General features: G+C 70.4%; 3 protein-coding genes. 1 reads left to right on the plus strand and 2 read right to left on the minus strand.

Annotation, left to right across the window (positions count from 1 at the left end; genetic code table 11):
• Positions 1-62: 62 nt before the first annotated feature.
• Both ABNT58_RS20065 and ABNT58_RS20070 read right to left on the minus strand, forming a co-directional pair.
• On the minus strand, positions 63-620 hold the full coding sequence (locus ABNT58_RS20065; RefSeq protein WP_348755189.1) for a chorismate lyase: 558 nt from the start codon (positions 618-620) through the stop codon (positions 63-65).
• The gene (locus tag ABNT58_RS20070) at positions 617-2,137 is read right to left on the minus strand and encodes a CoA-acylating methylmalonate-semialdehyde dehydrogenase (protein ID WP_348755190.1); all 1,521 of its coding nucleotides are present in this window, start codon (positions 2,135-2,137) and stop codon (positions 617-619) included. Before ABNT58_RS20070 ends, ABNT58_RS20065 begins: the two co-directional genes overlap by 4 nt.
• A 113-nt stretch (positions 2,138-2,250) precedes the next feature.
• Between ABNT58_RS20070 and ABNT58_RS20075 the strand changes: the two genes are divergently transcribed.
• The coding region (locus tag ABNT58_RS20075) for a LysR family transcriptional regulator (protein WP_348755191.1) at positions 2,251-3,017 on the plus strand (767 nt) is incomplete at its 3' end.

Below are 3,017 nucleotides of genomic sequence, written 5' to 3' on the forward strand. Positions count from 1 at the left end.
CTTCGCCGGCCGCCCCGGCAACTGCGAGGGCGAGGCCTGCACGGCCTACGGCGCCGTGCGCTTCAGCGTGGACGTGGTGAAGTAAGCGGCGTGACCACTGGCGGTGCCAGCATCGCCGGCGAAAAGGCTTCGAACACCCGCAGCGGCATGCCGCGCCGCCAGAAGACCGAGCTGCGTGCGGCCACCACGGCCGCCGGCCACTGCTCGCCGGCCACCGTGCGCCACGCTTCATCGGCACGGTGATGCCAATGGCTGCCACGCGCATGCCACTGCGGCCGCAGCGGCGTCCGGGTGACGGCAGGGTCGTCGAACAGCAAGGCGGCCAAGGGGCGGGTGCCCAGGCCGACCAACGCCTTCCACGGCCCGTTCAACGCCGCATGCGGCGCCACGCTGCGGGCCCACACCACGGGCGCATCGCCCACGTGCAGCACCACCTCGCGCACCAGGCAGCGGGTACCGGGCGACACGCCCAGGTCGGCGGCCTCGCCGGGCAGCAGTGGCGCCACCTGCTGGCACAGCCGCAGCACCCGCACCTCGCCGCCCCAGGCAAACAGCCGCTGCGTCAGCGAGCCGGGGGCCTGCTGCCAGCGGCTGGCCTGCTGCCGGGCGGTACGGGTCACTTGGCCGTGGGCATCACGAATTCAGCGCCCTTGGGCGTGCTGGCCGGCCACCGCTGCATCACCGACTTCTGCTTGGTGTAGAAGCGCACGCCCTCTTCGCCGTAGGCATGCATGTCGCCGAAGAGGCTGCGCTTCCAGCCACCGAAGCCGTGCCAGGCCATCGGCACCGGGATGGGCACGTTGATGCCCACCATGCCCACCTGGATACGCCGCGCGAACTCGCGCGCCACGTTGCCGTCACGGGTGTAGCAGGCCACGCCGTTGCCGAACTCATGGTCGTTGACCAGCTGCACCGCCTCGGCAAAGTCCTTGGCGCGCACGCAAGCCAGCACCGGGCCGAAGATCTCTTCCTGGTAGATGCGCATCTGCGGCGTGACGTGGTCGAACAGCGTGCCGCCGGTGAAAAAGCCTTGGTCATGCCCCGGCACCTTCAGGCCGCGGCCATCGACCACCAGTTGGGCGCCTTCTTCCACGCCCAGCGCGATGTAGCCCTCGATGCGGTCCAGCGCCTGACGGGTGACGATGGGGCCCATCTCGGCGTCCAACTCCATGCCGTTCTTGATCTTCAGCGTCTTGGCGCGCTCGGCCAGCAGCGGCACGATCTGGTCGGCCACCTCGCCCACCAGCACCGCCACGCTGATGGCCATGCAGCGCTCGCCAGCCGAGCCGTAGGCCGCGCCGATGAGTGCATCCACCGTCTGCTCGATGTCGGCGTCGGGCATCACCACCATGTGGTTCTTGGCACCGCCCAGCGCCTGCACCCGCTTGCCGTGGTGGGCACCGGTTTCGTAGATGTACTGGGCGATGGGCGTGGAGCCGACGAAGCTCAGCGCCTTCACGTGGGGGTGGCCCAGCAGCGCATCGACCACCGTCTTGTCGCCCTGCACCACGTTGAACACACCGTCGGGCAGGCCCGCGCGCTTGAGCAGCTCGGCCATGAACAGGCTGGGCGACGGATCACGCTCGCTGGGCTTGAGCACGAAGGTGTTGCCGCAGGCCAGCGCCACCGGGAACATCCAGGCCGGCACCATGCACGGGAAGTTGAAGGGCGTGATGCCCGCCACCACGCCCAGCGGCTGACGCATCGTCCAGTTGTCGATGCCGGTGGACACCTGGTCGGTGTAGTCGCCCTTGAGCAGCTGCGGAATGCCGCAGGCGAATTCGATGATCTCGATGCCGCGCGTCACCTCGCCCTGCGCATCGGTGAACACCTTGCCGTGCTCGGCGGTGATCATCGCGGCCAGGGTGTCGCGGTGTTCGTTCATCAGCGCCAGAAAGGCATTGAGCACCCGCGCGCGGCGGATGGGCGGCGTGTCGGCCCAGGCCGGAAAGGCCGCGCTGGCAGCGGCCACGGCCGCATTCACGTCGTCGGCCGTGCCCAGGTGCACCTGCCGCGCCACCTGACCGGTGGCGGGGTTGTAGACGGCCTGGCTGCGGCCGCTGGCAGGTATGACCGCCTCGCCGCCGATCCAGTGGCCGACGTCGGTGCTCGAGGTAAAGGCTTGTGGTGCGGCCATGGTGTCTCCGTGCGGGTGAATCGGGTGGTGAGGCCGCGAGTCTAGAAGCCCGGCCAACCGCTGCCCAGGCCTTCGGCCTAGACGCATTGTTCATGCTTCTGAACAATCAACCCATGAACCAACAAGACGTGGCCGGCCTCTGGGCCCATGTGCATTGGCTGGGCATGCTGGCCGAAGCCGGCAGCTACACCGCGGCGGCGGCGCGGCTGTCGGTCAGCAAGGCGGCAGTGAGCCAGCGCATCGTCGAGCTGGAGCGGGCGGCCGGCGTGCCACTGGTGCAACGCACCACCCGCAGCGTGCGGCTGACGCCTGCGGGCCAGCAGCTGGTCGACCAGACCCGCGGCGCCTTCGAGCAGATCGCGCGCGGCTTTGCCGGCGTGCGCGACCTGGCCGCCACGCCCAGCGGCGTGCTGCGCATCAGCGCGCCGGTGGCGCTGGGCCGCCAGCACGTGGCGCCAGCGCTGCACGCCTTCACCCGCGCGCATCCGCAGGTGCGGGTGGACCTGGAGCTGTCAGACCGGCTGGTGCCGCTGGCGCGTGAAGGCTTCGACCTGGCGGTGCGGCACACCAGCGCCCCACCCGACGACCATGTGGCCTGGAAGCTCTGCGAATCGCGCACGCTGCTGGTGGCCAGCCAGCGCTACCTGCGCCAGCGCGGCACGCCCGACCATCCTGCAGCGCTGGCCGGCCACGATTGCCTGGCCTACCTGCGGCCCGGCCCCGCCGTGTGGCCCTTCGAGCGTGCACAAGGCAGCCGCCGCGAGCCGGAGCGCATCGAAGTGACGGTCACCGGCCCGCTGCGGGCCAACAACTCGGAGCTGCTGCGCGACGCGGTGCTGGACGGCCTGGGCATTGCGCTGGTGCCCGACTTCAGCGCTGC

Source organism: uncultured Aquincola sp., assembly GCF_964001545.1.
Lineage (GTDB): Bacteria > Pseudomonadota > Gammaproteobacteria > Burkholderiales > Burkholderiaceae_C > Aquincola.

Bases quoted from the DNA above. Each gene is read 5' to 3' on its own strand.
- ABNT58_RS20070 (WP_348755190.1), bottom strand. From the start codon at position 2,137: ATGGCCGCACCACAAGCCTTTACCTCGAGCACCGACGTCGGCCACTGG.